Origin of the sequence: Geomonas azotofigens, assembly GCF_018919395.1 — a bacterium.
GTDB classification, from domain to species: domain Bacteria; phylum Desulfobacterota; class Desulfuromonadia; order Geobacterales; family Geobacteraceae; genus Geomonas; species Geomonas azotofigens.
Map to the genome: position 1 here is coordinate 280,151 of NZ_JAHLME010000001.1, position 14,074 is coordinate 294,224.

At 62.8% G+C, this 14,074-nt stretch carries 10 protein-coding genes and 1 pseudogene; 6 read left to right on the top strand and 5 right to left on the bottom strand.

What is annotated here, in order from left to right; translation table 11 throughout:
- Positions 1–56 precede the first annotated feature (56 nt).
- The 5 genes from selA (at position 57) to cysS (ending at position 6,140) form a co-directional block, all read left to right on the top strand.
- Positions 57–1,430, top strand: coding sequence for an L-seryl-tRNA(Sec) selenium transferase (selA, locus tag KOL99_RS01210; RefSeq protein WP_216509380.1), 1,374 nt, complete (start codon positions 57–59; stop codon positions 1,428–1,430).
- A 134-nt stretch (positions 1,431–1,564) separates the two neighbouring features.
- A complete protein-coding gene (ispD, locus tag KOL99_RS01215; RefSeq protein ID WP_216508679.1) occupies positions 1,565–2,260 on the top strand; it encodes a 2-C-methyl-D-erythritol 4-phosphate cytidylyltransferase in 696 nt (231 codons plus the stop codon).
- Positions 2,261–2,264: 4 nt separating this feature from the next.
- On the top strand, positions 2,265–2,741 hold the full coding sequence (gene ispF, locus KOL99_RS01220; protein ID WP_216509381.1) for a 2-C-methyl-D-erythritol 2,4-cyclodiphosphate synthase: 477 nt from the start codon (positions 2,265–2,267) through the stop codon (positions 2,739–2,741).
- 172 nt (positions 2,742–2,913) lie between these two features.
- Positions 2,914–4,602, top strand: coding sequence for a glutamine--tRNA ligase/YqeY domain fusion protein (locus KOL99_RS01225; RefSeq protein ID WP_216508680.1), 1,689 nt, complete (start codon positions 2,914–2,916; stop codon positions 4,600–4,602).
- A 95-nt stretch (positions 4,603–4,697) separates the two neighbouring features.
- On the top strand, positions 4,698–6,140 hold the full coding sequence (cysS, locus tag KOL99_RS01230) for a cysteine--tRNA ligase (RefSeq protein ID WP_216508681.1): 1,443 nt from the start codon (positions 4,698–4,700) through the stop codon (positions 6,138–6,140).
- Positions 6,141–6,239: 99 nt separating this feature from the next.
- On the opposite strand, the gene KOL99_RS01235 is transcribed toward cysS, so the two are convergent.
- Both KOL99_RS01235 and KOL99_RS01240 read right to left on the bottom strand, forming a co-directional pair.
- On the bottom strand, positions 6,240–6,419 hold the full coding sequence (locus KOL99_RS01235) for a ribbon-helix-helix protein, CopG family (protein WP_216508682.1): 180 nt from the start codon (positions 6,417–6,419) through the stop codon (positions 6,240–6,242).
- A 246-nt stretch (positions 6,420–6,665) separates the two neighbouring features.
- On the bottom strand, positions 6,666–8,948 hold the full coding sequence (locus tag KOL99_RS01240; protein ID WP_216508683.1) for a sigma 54-interacting transcriptional regulator: 2,283 nt from the start codon (positions 8,946–8,948) through the stop codon (positions 6,666–6,668).
- Positions 8,949–9,319: 371 nt separating this feature from the next.
- On the opposite strand from KOL99_RS01240, the gene KOL99_RS01245 reads away from it, so the two are divergent.
- A complete protein-coding gene (locus tag KOL99_RS01245) occupies positions 9,320–10,762 on the top strand; it encodes a transglutaminase-like domain-containing protein (protein WP_216508684.1) in 1,443 nt (480 codons plus the stop codon).
- Positions 10,763–11,392: 630 nt separating this feature from the next.
- On the opposite strand, the gene KOL99_RS01250 is transcribed toward KOL99_RS01245, so the two are convergent.
- The 3 genes and pseudogenes from KOL99_RS01250 to KOL99_RS01265 form a co-directional block, all read right to left on the bottom strand.
- Positions 11,393–12,253, bottom strand: a complete 861-nt coding sequence (locus KOL99_RS01250; RefSeq protein WP_216508685.1) for an energy-coupling factor ABC transporter ATP-binding protein — start codon at positions 12,251–12,253, stop codon at positions 11,393–11,395.
- Complete coding sequence (gene cbiQ, locus KOL99_RS01255) at positions 12,250–13,008, bottom strand: cobalt ECF transporter T component CbiQ (protein WP_216508686.1); 759 nt, start codon at positions 13,006–13,008, stop codon at positions 12,250–12,252. Before cbiQ ends, KOL99_RS01250 begins: the two co-directional genes overlap by 4 nt.
- Positions 13,008–14,031 (bottom strand): annotated as a pseudogene (locus KOL99_RS01265) (energy-coupling factor ABC transporter permease). Before KOL99_RS01265 ends, cbiQ begins: the two are co-directional and overlap by 1 nt.
- Positions 14,032–14,074: the final 43 nt, after the last annotated feature.

The window sequence follows — 14,074 nt, forward strand, 5'->3', positions numbered from 1 at the left end:
TTAAATTAGCCCGTTGCCATTTCATTGGACAGGGAGGCGCCGTGCAGCAGTTGAAAATGATCCCGAAAGTGGACCGGGTACTGGAATGGGAGGCGGTGCGTGCGCTCCTGGCCGGCCATCCGAGGGAGCTGGTCCTCAAGGCGGTCCGCCTGGTCCTCGATCAGCTTCGCGCTGGCGCTCGTGCCGGCGGCCTGAGCGACGCCGCCTTCGCCGAAACCGCGGTCTGCGCCGAGGTGGCGCGCGAGCTGCGGCTGTTGACCCAGCCGAGCCTGAAACGGGTGATCAACGGTTCCGGCATCGTGATTCACACCAACCTCGGGCGCTCCATCCTCCCCGAGGCGGCGCGCGAGGCGCTGAACACGATCGCCTTTTCCTACTCGAACCTTGAATTCAACCTCGACGAAGGAGTGCGCGGCAGCCGTTACAGCCATGTCGAGGACCTCTTGTGCGAACTGACCGGCGCCGAGGCCGCCATCGTGGTGAACAACAACGCCGCCGCGGTCCTCCTCACCCTGAGCGCCATGGCGGCCGGGCGCGAGGCCGTGGTGTCGCGCGGCGAACTGGTGGAGATCGGCGGTTCCTTCCGCATCCCCGAGGTCATGAAACTTTCCGGCGTGACCCTGAAGGAGGTCGGCACCACCAACCGTACCCATGCCAAGGATTACCTCGGCGCGGTCAACGAAAACACCGCCGTCTTCCTCAAGGTGCACTGCAGCAACTTCGCCGTGCTCGGCTTCACCAAGGAGGTCACCGCCGAGGAGATGGTCGAACTCGGCAAGCAGGCGGGCGTGCCGGTGCTGGCCGACATGGGGAGCGGCAACCTGGTCGATCTTTCCAACCGCCTCCCCTGCCCCGAGCCCACGGTCCAGGATTTCGTCCGCGCCGGCGTCGACGTGATCACCTTCAGCGGCGACAAGCTCCTGGGCGGCCCGCAGGCGGGCATCATCGTGGGCAAGAAGCCGTTCATCGAGGCGATGAAGAAGCACCAGTTGCTGCGCGCGCTCAGGATGGACAAGCTCACCCTGGCCAGCCTGGAGGCGACGCTCGCCCTGTACCGCGACGAGATGGTGGCGCTCAAGGAAGTGCCGACGCTGCGCATGCTGACCGCGACCCTTCCCGAGCTCACCGCGCGGGCCAGGAAGATCGCCGGCAGGCTGCGGCGCCGCACGCCCGACGCCGTCAGCTTCAAACTGAGCGAGGGGTTCTCGCAGGCCGGCGGCGGGACGCTGCCGCTTTTGAACCTCCCCACCATGCTGATCGAGGTCGCGGTCGAGGGTCTCAGCCCCAACGACATCGAGGCGAGGCTGCGCGGCATGGAGATTCCCGTCATCGGGCGCATCAACAAGAACGCTTTCCTGCTCGACCCGAGGACCCTGCAGGACGCCGACCTCGACGACCTGGCCGCCGCACTGAGCGCCCTGGCCGCCTGACGCCTCCTTCTGTCTGACCGCCGAGCACATCGCGACAGCGCCAACTTTGGTGATATTTAACTGGTTTTTTCACAGCCAAACTGTATAATTCGGCGATTTCCCCCTTGGGGACGCCCGTTCTTTTAGAGGTGACTTTGGCCAGAACAATCGCGCTCATCCCCGCCGCCGGCATGGGCAAGAGGATGGGGGCAGGCTCCAACAAGCAGTACCTCATGCTCGACGGCATGCCGATCCTCGCCCGCACCGTGCAGACCTTCCAGGAAGCCGACTGCATAGACGCGATCTATCTCGTTTCGCCTGAGCAGGAGATTCCCTTCTGCCGCAGCGAGGTGGTCGAGCGCTATGGCTTTTCCAAGGTGCGCGCCATCGTGCCGGGCGGCAGCGAGCGCCAGCACTCGGTGTACAACGGTCTGCGCGCCATCGAAGGGATCGAACCGGACGACATCGTCCTGATCCACGACGGGGTGCGCCCCTTCGTCTCGGTGCGGATGCTCGAGGACGCCGCCGCGGCAGCCCGGGAGGGCGGCGCCTGCGTAGTCGCCGTTCCGGTGAAGGACACGGTCAAAGTGGTACGGGAAGGTGTGGTTACCGCAACGCCGCCGCGGGAAACGCTCTGGCTCGCCCAGACGCCGCAGGGCTTCCGCTACGAACTGATCCGCGCCGCCCACGACCAGGCCGCCGCCGCTGGCTTTCTGGGGACCGACGACGCCTCGCTCATGGAGTGGCAGGGGCAGCCGGTCCGGGTAGTGCAGGGCGACTACCGCAACATAAAGATCACCACGCCCGAGGACATGATCCTCGCCGAGGCGTTTTTGAAGGAGAACAGCTGACATGATGCGCATCGGACACGGCTACGACGTACACCGGCTTGTGGAGGGGCGCAAGCTGATCCTGGGAGGCGTGGAGGTCCCGTACGTGAAGGGGCTTCTGGGACACTCCGACGCGGACGTGCTTCTGCACGCCATCTCCGACGCCATCCTGGGCGCCATCGGCGAGGGGGACATAGGCAAGCACTTCCCCGACACCGATCCTGCCTACAAGGGCGCGGACAGCCGGAAGCTCCTGCGCCACGTGATGGATCTCGCGGAGCGCAAGGGGTACCGGATCGGCAACGTCGACGCCACCATCGTGGCGCAGCGCCCCAAGCTCGCACCCTTCATCCAGCAGATGAGGCAGAACATCGCCGAGACGCTGGGCACCGACGAGGATCGCGTCAACGTCAAGGCGACCACCACCGAAGAGCTCGGTTTCGCCGGCCGGGGCGAGGGGATCGCCGCGTATTCCGTGGCGCTTTTGGTTAAAAACGCGTAAAGGCAACGGCAGGGCGAATAATTATTCGCCCCTACAGTTCCACCCAAACGCACCGTTTTCCTGTAGGGGCGAATAAACATTCGCCCCCCACATCCGCCTCCGCGAGACAGGTGCCATTTACCAATTACTCTACGCACGCCGACCTCACACCGGCTGCGGACAGGACATCCATATGACCACAGAAGAAACCCCGGTCGTCGAAAAGGCGGCCAACTTCATCCGGAACATCGTCACCGACGACCTGAAAAGCGGCAAGCACGACACCATCGTCACCCGCTTCCCGCCCGAGCCCAACGGTTACCTGCACATCGGGCACGCGAAGTCGATCTGCCTCAACTTCGGCCTGGCCCGCGATTTCGGCGGACGCTGCCATCTCCGTTTCGACGACACCAACCCCACCAAGGAAGACATCGAGTACGAGGACTCCATCAAGGAGAACGTCAAGTGGCTCGGCTTCGAGTGGGGCCAGCACATGTACTACGCCTCGGACTACTTCGAGAAGTTCTACCAGTACGCGCTGATCCTCATCGAGAAGGGACTCGCCTACGTCGACAGCAGCTCCGCCGACGAGATCCGCGCCATGCGCGGCACGCTGAGCGAGCCGGGCAAGGAGAGCCCGTACCGCAACCGCAGCGTCGCCGAGAACGTCGACCTCTTCGCGCGCATGCGCGCCGGCGAGTTCGAGGACGGCAGCCAGGTGCTCCGCCTGAAGATCGACATGGCGTCGCCCAACATCAACCTGCGCGACCCGGTCATCTACCGCATCAAGAAGGTCGATCACCACCGAACCGGCGATGCCTGGTGCATCTACCCGATGTACGACTACGCGCACTGCATCTCCGACGCGATCGAAGGGATCACCCACTCCATCTGCACCCTTGAGTTCGAGGATCACCGCCCGCTCTACGACTGGGTGCTGGACCAACTCCCGGTCCCCTGCCATCCGCGCCAGATCGAGTTCGCGCGCCTGAACCTGAACTACACGGTGATGAGCAAAAGGAAGCTCCTGGAACTGGTCCAGGAGAAGCTGGTGGATGGCTGGGACGACCCGCGCATGCCGACCCTGGTCGGGATCAGACGCCGCGGCTTCACCCCCGAATCGATCCGCGCCTTCTGCGAGACCATCGGCGTGGGCAAGAGCGACAGCCTGATCGACATGAGCATCCTCGAGGACGCGGTGCGGGAGGACCTGAACCTGCGTGCCCCGCGCGCCATGGCGGTGCTGCGCCCCCTCAAGGTGGTCATCGAGGGATACCCGGAAGGACAGACCGAGGAGTTCGAGGCGGCCAACCACCCCAACAACCCGGAGATGGGGAGCCGCATGGTCCCCTTCGGCAAGACGGTCTACATCGAGCGCGACGATTTCCAGGAGGAGCCGGCCAAGGGGTTCTTCCGCATGGCGCCGGGCAAGGAAGTGCGCCTGCGTTACGCCTACATCGTGAAGTGCGAGTCGGTGGTGAAGGACGAGAACGGCGAGGTGGTGGAGGTACGCTGCAGCTACGATCCCGGCTCCCGCGGCGGCAGCGCCCCGGACGGCCGCAAGATCAAGGGGACCATCCACTGGGTCAGCGCCGAGCACGCCGTCAGCGCCGAGGTGCGCCTCTACGACCGGCTCTTCAGCACGCCTAACCCCGGCGGCAAGAATGAGCCCGACTACCGCACCTCGCTCAACCCCAATTCCATCGAGGTGCTCACCGACTGCAAGCTGGAGCCCTCGCTCGCCGCCGCGACGCAGGAGCATCGCTTCCAGTTCGAGCGCCTGGGCTACTTCTGCCCCGACATGAAGGATTCCCGCCCCGACGCGCTGGTCTTCAACCGGACCGCCACCCTGCGCGACTCCTGGAACGAAGGGAAGCGCTGATCGTCCACGCTCCCCTTTCCCCGAGGAGAGGGGGCTGCAACTGCGAACATGAATCCGGCCGAAGGCCTTAACACTTTTTACAAAGAGGATCTGACATGGCTTTACGCGTCTACAACACCCTTACCGGCAGCAAGGAAGAATTCGTACCGATCAACCCGGGCAAAGTCGGCATGTATGTCTGCGGCGTAACGGTTTACGACCACTGCCACATCGGGCACGCCCGCGCCAACGTCGTCTTCGACATGATCTACCGCTACCTGCAGGCCAAGGGGCTCGACGTCACCTACGTGCGCAACTACACCGACATCGACGACAAGATCATCAACCGCGCCAACCGCGACGGCGTCCCCTACAACGAGATCTCCGAGCGCTTCATCGAGGAGTTCGACAAGGACATGGCGCGCCTCATGCTGCAGCTCCCCACCTTCCAGCCCAAGGCGACCGAGCACATCGGCGAGATCATCGCGCTGGTGGAGCGCCTGATCGAAAAGGGTTACGCCTACCAGTCCGGCTCCGACGTCTTCTTCCGGGTGGACCGCTTCGAGGGATACCTGAAGCTCTCCAAGAGGAACCTCGATGACATGCAGGCCGGCGCCCGCATCGAGGTCGACGAGAAAAAAGAGCACCCGATGGACTTCGCCCTCTGGAAGGGCGCCAAGCCGGGCGAGCCGTACTGGGAATCCCCGTGGGGCCAGGGGAGGCCGGGCTGGCACATCGAGTGCTCCGCGATGAGCTCCAAGTTCCTTGGGGAAACCTTCGACATCCACGGCGGCGGCAAGGACCTCATCTTCCCGCACCACGAAAACGAGATCGCCCAGTCCGAGGCCGCGTCGGGCAAGCCCTTCGTCAAGTACTGGCTGCATAACGGCTTCGTCAACATCAACTCCGAGAAGATGTCCAAGTCGCTGGGCAACTTCTTCACCATCAAGGAAGTGCTGGAGCGTTACGACGCCGAGGTGCTCCGCTTCTTCCTGCTCTCGGCCCACTACCGCTCCCCGATCGACTTCTCGGACCAGAATCTGAAGGAATCCGAGCTCGGTCTGGAAAGGATCTACAAGGCGCTGGCCGGCATCGACGAGCGCCTGGCGGCCGGAACCGACCACGCCCCGACCGAGGAGAGCGCCGAGATGGAAGAGAAGTGCGCCAGCATCGCGACCCGCTTCAGCGAGGCCATGGACGACGACTTCAACACCGCCATGGCGCTCGGGCACGTCTTCGACCTGGTGCGCAGCATCAACCGCGCGCTGCCGGTCGCCCCGCTGGAGCTGCTCAAGCGGGTGAAGCAGGAAGTGGCCAGCATCGCCGCGACCCTCGGGGTGTGCGATTCCGTGCCCGCCGAATACCTGCAGCGCATGAAGGATCGCAAGACCTCGGAGATGGAGATCCCGGTCGAGGAGATCGAGGCGCTCATCGCCGAGCGTGCCGAGGCCCGCAAGGCCAAGAACTTCAAACGCAGCGACGAGATCAGGGACCTGCTCCTGGAGAAGAACATCGTGCTCCTCGACAGCGCGCAGGGAACAACCTGGAAGGTGAAATAGGAAAGAAGGTATTAGGGAAACCGGAAACTGCAGCAGGAATAAAAAAAGGCCGCTTAACGCGGCCGTTTTTTATGTTTCGGCGGGGTGATGCGAGGCGGCCTAGGCCGCCTTCTGGTTCAGTTCGGCGCTCCTTGCCTTCACGAGTTCCATCGCTTCCCTCATGATGTCGGAAACGCTCTTCTTGGTGGAGTCCATGATTGCTTCGAGGGTCTCACGCTCTGCGTCGCTGATCCTCATGGAAATGACATTGTACCTGGGGTTCTCTCTCATTCTGCCCATCTGCTTCTTCTCCTTGTACTGCTCAAGATTGGTGACACGATGTCTACAATATTGCTATATGCGTGCCAACCTCAAAAAAGAGCAGCCCTGTTGCGTAACCCACTGTTTTCACGTATACCCTTAATTTTACGTTAGATATTTATAATCAAACTGTGTATACAAAGTGCGCCACTTTTGGCACACGGTGCGTAATTGTGCCCATTTGTATCATTTTGGCCACGGCAGCGTAGCGCCCCGTGTGGCAAATCACTCATCTTCATCCTCGCGAGCTCGAATTGTGCGTCCTTTCAACCCGTGCTTGGCCAAAAGACGATAAAACGTCCTTCTGGGGATGTTGGCAAGTTGTGCCGCTTTTGACACATTGCCCCCGGCGTCGGCCAGGTAGCGCTGGATCAGCTTCTTCTCGACCCGCAGCACGTGCGGCTCCCGCTCCTTTTTGAAGGAGCGCAGGTCGATGACATCCTCCCCCTCGTCGGCATAGCTTTCGGCGAAGGCCAGCGGCAGGTTGCCCAGCTTGATGATGTCGTCATGGGTGAGGACCGCGGCGCGCTCGATGACGTTCTGCATCTCCCTGATGTTGCCCGGCCAGGGATACTTCACCATGGCGTTGATGGCGCGCTCCTCGATGCCGGTGATGTGCTTGTTCAGCTTGTTGCGGGCCTTCTCCAGGAAGTAGTGCGCGAGCTGCGGGATGGACTCGACCCGCTCCCGCAGCGGCGGCATGGTGATGGAGAAGACGTTGAGGCGGTAATAGAGGTCTTCGCGGAACCAGCCGTCGCGCACGCCGTCTTCCAGGGACTTGTTGGTGGCCGCGATGAGACGGACGTCGACGCGGTGCGCCACGGTGCCCCCCACCGGCCGCACCTCGCCCAGGTCGAGCACACGCAACAACTCGGCCTGCAGCTTGGGGGTGATGTCACCGATCTCGTCCAGGAAGATGGTGCCGCCGTCGGCAGCCTCGAAAAGGCCTTTCTTCTCGGTGATGGCGCCGGTGAAGGAGCCCTTCTTGTGGCCGAACAGTTCGCTCTCCAGCAGCGAATCGGTGATAGTGGTGCAGTTCACCGTTACCAGCGGCTTGTCGTTTCTCTTGCTGTAGCGGTGGATGGCGCGCGCCGCCAGCTCCTTGCCGGTACCGGATTCGCCGCGGATCAGGACCGTGGTCGGCGTCGGACCGACCTGCTTGATCTGGTCCAGGGCCTCGAGGGTGTTGCCGTCGCTCCCCACGATGAACTCGTCGCCGTACTCGCGGTCCAACTCCCTCTTGGCCAGCTCGTACTTCTGGATCAGGCGCCCGCGCTCTTCTTCCAGCTGCTGCAGGTTGTGCGGCAGGCACATCTCCAGGTCAGCGAGCCCCTGGAACACGGCGACGGCGTACTCGCGGCAGGTGCGGTAGCCGCAGGTGCGGCAGTTGAGCTCGTCCTTCTGGGTGAACTTGTTGGTGGCTTGCAGGATCTTCTTGACGTCCCCACCCTTGGGCGTCGGGAGCTTGGCGTACTTGTCCGAGAAGGTGCGCGACAGGTTGATGTCCCAGTCCTTCTGGTAGTGCGGCGCCACGCGGTACGGGGTCTCGCCGCGGAAGTGGTTGATCACCATGTTGCGCCGGGAGAACTCGGTCAGTTCCTTGTTGCGACCGGGGCCGCCGATGCAGCCGTCGTAGCAGAAGCGGAGATCGACGAGCTTCGGGCTGATGCGACCGGCGGCGAGGTCCTTGATGATCCCCATCACGTTCACCTCACCCTCGGCGGTGACGATCTCGGTGTCGAGCGGGTTGGGGGTGATGCCGAAGGCCTGGAAGGAGCCCTGGGAGAGCGAGAAGACCCGCCCCATGTGGGGGGCCCTGCCGTCGAAGGGCTCCTCCTGCAGGGTCGCGAGGTCGATGCCGCGCTCCTTGAAGATCGATTCCAGCTCCCGGTAGGTGAGCAGCACGTCCACGGCGCCCTTGGTCTGTTCGGCCTGCACCTCGAACTTCCCGGCGATGCAGGAGCTTATGTAGATGACCTTGACCTGCTCGCCCAGCACCTGCTTCAGGTAGCGCCCCATGGCGACCATGTGGGTGACCACGCCGACCAGGTTCTCGATCAACTGCGGGTAGTGCCGCTCCACGAGATCGACCACGGCCGGACAGTGGGAAGAGATCAGCGGCAGCTGCGCCTTCTCGATGGCGTTTCGGTACTCGCCGGCGATCAGTTCCACGCCGCGGGCCCCCTCGTGCACCTCTGCGAAACCGAGTTGGTGCAGACCGGCGGAAAGCTGACCGGGGGAGCAGTTGTGGAAGAAGGCGGGAAAGGAGCAGCCCAGGACGGCGACCACGGGGTCACCGGAGGTGAGCAGCGCCTCGGTCACCACCACGTTGTCCGAGATGACCTTGGCGTGCTGGGGGCAGTTGCTCAGGCAGTTGCCGCAGCCGATGCAGCGCTCGAAGATGATCTCGGTGTAGCTCTTCTCCACCTTGATCGCCTTGACCGGGCAACTGCGCACGCAGGAATAGCATTTTCGGCATTGGTCGGTAATGGTTACGATAGGATACATCGGTCCTCGCTGGCACAGCCGGATGAAATTGCAGATCAGGTGGGATTGTATAGGAATCGGAAAAAGTGTGCAACAGTTGGCACACTTCAGATGCGGTAGGCACAAAAAAAACCCTAGCGACTAGGAGGGCAAGTCGGCTAGGGGAAGGAGGATCCTACGATCCTCCGCAACTCTTATCTATGAACACATTATACTGAGGCGTTCAAAAGACTGCAAGAACTTAACTGCAATTAATCAAAGAACTCTTTTTACGAGCAACCTCATGAGCTCGCCAGGCGCTGACTTTCATAAGAAAAAGAGGCGTTTGGCGCATTGCACCCGGAGCAATTCATGTGGTATAAGTTACCGCGAACTCAGCCCAGGAGGATGGCATGACAACCACGGCACGCTTTCATTTCACACTACGGCTCATGGCGGTACTGGCCCTGGTCCTGCTGCCGCTGCAGCTCCTCGCGGCCACCCCTCTTCCCAAGCTGGCCGCCCCGCCCGAGGGGGAGCGCTGGTTCAGCATCCTCATGGGTGACGAGCAGGTCGGCTTCGGCCAGACCACCGTCACCCGCACCGCAAACGGCTACCAGATCTCCTCGCGCGGCAGCGTCAAGATGAAGGTCATGGGGTTTTCCCGGGAGGCCAGCTCCACCGAGTCGTACCAAGTGGCTCCCGACCTGACCCTGCGCTCGTTCCAGGTTCAAAACCGCATCGACGGCAGCCCTGTCGATATCGACGGTGAAGTCACGCCCAAAGGCGTTACCGTGCACACCCATTCCGCCAACGGCAACAAGGACCGAACCCTGAAGGTGAAAGGAGCGGTATATCCGCCGCACGCCCTGAACCTGTACCCGCTCATGCAGGGGGCCGTGCCGGGCAAAACCTACAAGATCCAGTACCTCGATCCGGAAGCGGTGAAGGTGAAGCAGGCCAAGGTCGAGGTAGTAGGCACGGAAACGCTGGACGGCAAGCAGGTGGTGCACCTGAAAAACGATCTCTACACCATGGTGGACAACGACATTTGGGTCGATCTCTCTGGAAATACCCTGAAGGAGTCGGTGCGGGACGGGCTGGTGGTCACGGTTGCGCGGGACGAGGCGACCGCGAGGGCCGAGCTCGCGGAAGCGGCCATGGACAAGAAAGACCTCGTCTACGATTTCAGTATGATCCGAGTGACGCCGCCCCTGGAGCACCCCGAGCGGCTGCAGAAACTGGTAGTGCAGATAACCGGAATACCGGCGCAACAGCGCCTGCTGCAGGGGACGTGGCAGAGTGCGGAGCGCCAGGCTGACGGAAGCGTGATCTTCGTACTCCCCCCCCCCGGCCTCCCCGCGGAAGAAGCGCCCACCCAGGCGGACCTGCAGCCCGGCGAGCGCACCCCCAGCGACAATCCCGAAATCCTGTCGCGCATGAAGGTGATCGTCGGGGACGAAAAGGATCCCGCCAAAAAGGTCGCCCGGCTGGCGGCGTGGGTTGCCGACAACATCAAGGCCGATGTGACCGATTCCCAGTCGCCGCTGGAGACGTTGCAGAGAGGACGCGGCAACTGCCAGAGCCACGCCCGCCTCTACGTCTCCTTGGCTCGCGCCGCCGGCATACCGACCCGATTCGTGTCCGGCCTGGTGTACCAGGGCAACGGGTTCCTGTACCACAGTTGGGCGGAAAGTTACCTGGAAGGGAAATGGGTCTCCGTCGATCCGACCTTCAACCAGGTCCCCGCCGATGTCACCCACATCAAGCTGGTGGAGGGAGAGTCGCTGGACGAGATGGGGAGCATCGCCGGCATGATCGGCCGGGCGCGGGCCAAGGTGGTCGAGAAGCGTTAGCCAGCAGCCATGTCATCTACAAATGCAAAGCGGGGCGGATCAGTTGGATCCGCCCCGCTTTTTTTGTGCTGCCGGTCGTCCATCTAGTGACAGGCTTGCGCCGCCACCACACCGACTCCGTGTTCTCTCGTCCCCTTTTTCAAGCTATTCCGGTAGCAGGCGATCTGCACCAGGATTGCCACTGCGTACACCACCCCAACCGCAATAAAGAAACCACCCATCTGTCACCCCATATCATTTGTATTCGCCGCGGAAGAGGTACGTCCTCGACTGCGGGTGCACCCTGTGATGAGCACGATGCATGCCGCTTTGGGTCTAGCATGCGGGATGCATGGGGAAAGGTGGAGTTACGGCCTCGGGGGCGGATTGTCGGACCGAAAGATGTGCTAAAGTGGGACGGCAACTTGTCTCAATAGCTAACACCACCTGTGGAGTGTGTTCGAGGAGGGCTCATCGTTACAGGCCGCGGCCACGAAGCATCCGCGGCTTAAAGTCGGGGAGAGATAAAATCCGATGGGGCTCGGATAAGCAAATCCCCCTGTCCCCCCTTCGCAAAAAAAGGGGGGGGACGTGAGGGCTTGCGCAATGGTTTAATAGCAATATTTTTCTGGCTTCTGGGGACTGGCGCGGCTAGCGCTTCATGGCTTCTACCATTTCGCGGCGGGCTTCGCCGATGGTCAAGGGGAGACGGGTGAAGGGAAGTCCCTCCTCGTGCTTCAACTGGTAGATCAGTTCCGCGATGTGGGGGAGGCGCAGTTTGACGTTGGCCAACTCCTCGGGGGCGGTGAAGACATCTTCGGGGGCGCCGCCGCGCACCAGGCGCCCCTTGCTCAGGATATGGAGCTGGTGCAGGAAGATGGGGACCAGGTCCACGCTGTGGGTGGCCATGACGATGGTGACGCCGTGATCCCGGTTCAACCGGGTCAGAAGTTCCATCATCCGGTACTCGCCCATCGGGTCCAGCCCGGCGGTCGGCTCGTCCAGGAGCAGGATCTCGTGCCCCATGGCCAACAGGCCGGCGATGCAGACCCGCTTCTTCTGGCCGTAGCTCAGGTTGTGGATCCCCTTGGCGGCGAACTCGGACATATCGACGCTCGCCAGCGCCGCTTCGACGCGACTTTTCACCTCGGGCTCGGCACACCCCATGTTGCGCGGACCGAAGGCGGCGTCCTCGAAGACGTTGCTGGCGAAGAGCTGGTCGTCCGGATTCTGGAACACGAGCCCGACCTTGCGGTAGATGTCGCGCGGGTGCAGGCGGAGCACGTTGTCGCCGTCCAGGAGTACCTCGCCGCGATACCCCTTGATCAGGCCGTCCATGATCTTGAGCAGCGTCGTCTTACCGGAACCGTTGGAACCGAGGATGCCGGCGAACTCGCCCCGGGCGATCTTGAGGTCGAGGTCCGCCAGCGCGACGGTACCGTCGGGATACTGGTAACTTTCCAGCTTTACCGAAATTCTGCTCTGATCCACGCAGGCTTCCTTTGTTCTCATAATGCCCTGATGGCGGCCATGGCGCCGACGAAGAGGAGCGCCGAGCCGACCTCAACCGCCCGCAGCGGCCGGTGCACGGAGGCGGGCATGACGCCGTCATAGCCGCGCTGCACCATCGCGGTGGTGATGCTCTGGCTGTTGTCGAAGGCCTTTATCACCAGTACGCCCGCCAGGGTTCCGAGCGAGGAGAGCGCACGCCGGCAACCGACGTAGCCGAGGCGGTTCTTCTGGGCGTTATAGACCACCTGGGCATCCTCAAGGAGCAGGAACAGGTAACGCCAGGCGAAGAGCGCGACGTCCACCAGCACTTGCGGCACCCTGAGCCAGGAGAGCGCGGCCATCAGTTCGGTGAAGGGGGTGGAGAAGCCGACCACGGCGAGCAGGGAGACCCCGCCCAGGATGCGCCCGGCGATAAGGAGCCCCGCCGCGAGACCATCACGGTGCCCGATCAACTCCCATCCGCCCAGGCCGATGCTGAACAGGGGAATGCTTCCGGAGAAGAAGGTTTTCAGCGCCAGCACCATGACCGCGATGAAGACTGGCTCGGAGAAACGCAGCGCGAGGATGCGCACCGGCGTACCGAGGTGCCGACAGAGGGCGAGCCCGAGCGCCGCAACTGCCAGGGGAAAGGCGATCCCCTGCGAGCTCAGCACCATGACCAGAAGGGCGAGTGCACTCACCAGCTTCACCCGCGCATCGACCGAGGCGAGAGGATGAGCCGCATGGTGGCGGTATGCGTTGAAGTGATGGTGCATCAACCTTCCTTGTGGTCCTTCCCGGTCAACTGGCGCCAATAATACCCGGCGAGGAAGCCGCCGATGACGCCGGCACCCAGGAAAGCGAACAGGAGCAGATCGCCGGAACCGAGATCGATAATCGGCGCCTTGGCCTCCCGCCCGTGCTCCTTGGCGATCTTCTCCACCACGGCCTCGTCCACCCCCTGGTATGACTTCGGGGCCAGGGAGAAGAAGTAAAAGGCGAACAGCAGCGTCGGCAGCATTACCGTGTGTAGCAGCAGTACTTTCCACCTGCGTTTTCTATCAGGCATTGCCGGCAGCCTCCTTTTCCGTGATGACCCTCATCTTCACGAGCAGGTCCGGACGCTTGCGGTACAAGAGCGTGACCATTCCCGCGGTGATGACCCCTTCCAGGATGCCCAAGGGCAGCTGGGTTGGAAGAAACGCCAGCACTATTTTCACGAACAGCGGCCACAGCGGCGACTCCCCCCGGATGCCGAGGGCAAGCAGCAGCGACGTGGTGGCGTAGGTGGCCCAGTCTGCCACAAGCCCGGCGATAAATCCAGCAACCGCCAAGCTCCCGCCTACTTTTCGCAACGCGCGGAAGGCGAACCAGCCGGCGAAGGAGCCGACCACCCCCATGGAGAGGGTGTTGGCACCCAGCGTCGATAGGCCGCCGTGGGCCAGGAACAGCGCCTGGATCAGGAGCGAGACCGCCGCGATGATCACGCTGACCAGCGGCCCCACCAGTATGGCGGACACCCCGGTGCCGCAGGGATGCGAGCAGGTCCCGGCGGTCGGCACCGGGATCGGCATGCAGGAGATAATGAAGACCACGGCGGTGAGCAGCCCGACCAGCGGCTTCATGGAGAGGTCCTCCCGCGCCAGGGCGTTCAACTGCCGGATGCCCATGGCCAAAAACGGCACCAGCACCAGGAACCAGGCGAGCGCCCACGGGAAGGGAAGGATCCCTTCGGAGATGTGCATGGCGAAGGCGGGGGAGGCGGAAAACAGACAGACAAGCGCGACCAAAGGCACCATCCCTGCTCCCACGATCCCTCTCCCTACCCCTCCCCCTCCGGGG